The 1,734-nt window shown below is 70.4% G+C and carries 2 protein-coding genes and 1 pseudogene; 1 reads left to right on the forward strand and 2 read right to left on the reverse strand.

All coding sequences use genetic code 11. The annotated features are described in order from the left end of the window. Window positions 1-384 (reverse strand): annotated as a pseudogene (locus ACLN58_RS21860) (isochorismate synthase); the annotation flags it as partial. Window positions 385-405: 21 nt separating this feature from the next. Beyond that, entirely contained in the window at window positions 406-1,140 is a 735-nt protein-coding gene (locus ACLN58_RS21865; protein WP_415857314.1) for a GntR family transcriptional regulator, read from the reverse strand. A 111-nt stretch (window positions 1,141-1,251) separates the two neighbouring features. Between ACLN58_RS21865 and ACLN58_RS21870 the strand changes: the two genes are divergently transcribed. Then, window positions 1,252-1,734: alcohol dehydrogenase catalytic domain-containing protein (locus ACLN58_RS21870; RefSeq protein WP_415857315.1), on the forward strand; the 483-nt coding region annotated here is incomplete at its 3' end.

The raw sequence follows: 1,734 nt of genomic DNA on the forward strand, positions 1-1,734 counted from the left end.
GGTGGTCAGCTGGGTGGCCCACGCGCGGCCATCCCGCACGCCGATCACGAACGCAGGCACGACGAGCCGCGACGCGTACTCCGAGGTCTTCGAGAACGCGAACGAGCCGAACGCGAGCGGTCCGGTCCCGGGGTGCTGCAGCGGATCCTCGACGTGGGCGTCGAGCGTGAGCTGCTTCCACCAGGCCTCCGCCTCGATGAAGCGCTCAGGCCCCGTGGTCTCGAAACGCGCGACTTCGCCGAAGCCGAGCTGACCCTCGCCGCGGCGGAGCCAGCACAGGGTGTCGGGGTGGTTGAGCGCGTGGGAGAGGCCCCCGAACGGAAGGACGTCCGATTCGGAAACGGCGCCCAGATCGATCGTGAGGGCGCGCAGAGGGGAGGTCATGATGGGAATAAGAGTACGCGTTCACCTGCGGGCCGGCCGCGCTGGGCGGCGCTCGGGCCCGGCGGGGATGCTGAACAGTTCGGGGCGCGCTGCTTGGATGCGATCGAGGTCGTCGAGGACGAACCTCAGGTGCGCGCGGAGCTCGGCCTGCGCCGCCGCGAGATCCCCTGCCGCGACGGCCTCGTGGACGCGGCGGTGATCGGCGGCGTACTCAGGGATCGCGCGGTAGCCGCTCAGCCCGAGGTAGCGGGCCCGGTCGAGGTGGCCCTTGGCGCTCTGCACGGCCGTCCACGCGGAGGCGTGTCCGGCTATCGAGAGGAGCGCGCGGTGGAAGCGCTCGTCAAGCGGGTAGAACTCCTCTCGCGTGGTGCACGCATCCTGGGCGTCGAGCAGTTCGTCGATGTGGGCGCCGCCTTCGGGCGTCCAGTTCTCGACGCACGCTTCAAGCGAGGCCACCTCGATCGCCTCGCGGACGAATTGGGCCTGCCGCACCATCGCTGGGTCGATGAGCGAGACATAGCTCCCGCGCTGGGGCCGGACCTCGACGAGCCCCTCCTGCGCGAGGAGCAGGAGCGCCTCGCGCACGGGCGTCCGGCTGAGGTCGAGCCGCAGTGCAAGGTCGTTTTCGCTCAGGAGGGCACCGGGCGCTTCCTCTCCGGTCACGATGAGCTCGCGGATGTGCTCGTAGGCGAGCTCGCGGTTCGACGGCGGGCGGGCGGCCGTGGCGGCCTGCTCGCCCCACAAGGACGGGGCCATGGGCACAAGCGTAGGGGTGCGAGGCTCGACATCACTAGTATGGCAGTGTTGAAATGTATGGCAGTGCTTGAATAGAAGTCACGCCACCCCGTCCTATCAGGAGGAACCCCCATGAGCCTGGCCGTCGTCGTCCATGCAGCCGGTGACCTGCGACTCGACCCCGCCGAACCCCGCGAGCTCGGCCCGCACGACGCCCTCGTGCAGATCGAATACGGCGGGATCTGCGGGAGCGACCTCCACTACGTCAAGCACGGCGCGGCTGGCCTCAGCATCCTGCGCGATCCGTTGGTCCTCGGCCACGAGGTCGCCGGCAGGGTCGCGGCGCTCGGCTCCGAGGTCACAGGCTTCGAGCTCGGCCAGGCAGTCGCGATCCACCCCGCGATGGTGTGCGGCGAGTGCGAGTTCTGTACCTCCGGCCGCCCGAACCTGTGCGGCTCGGTCCACCACCTCGGCTCGGCCGCGTACCACCCGCACACCGACGGCGGTTTCTCGGCCCAGACGGTCGTGCCGGCGCGCCAGCTCCGGGCCGTCCCCGAGGGCGTGAGCACGCGACTCGCCGCGGTCGCCGAGCCGCTTGGTGTCGCGATCCATGCC

The sequence above is a fragment of the Sinomonas sp. G460-2 genome, from assembly GCF_047759905.1.
Lineage (GTDB): Bacteria > Actinomycetota > Actinomycetes > Actinomycetales > Micrococcaceae > Sinomonas.

Bases quoted from the DNA above. Each gene is read 5' to 3' on its own strand.
- ACLN58_RS21865 (WP_415857314.1), bottom strand. From the start codon at position 1,140: ATGGCCCCGTCCTTGTGGGGCGAGCAGGCCGCCACGGCCGCCCGCCCG.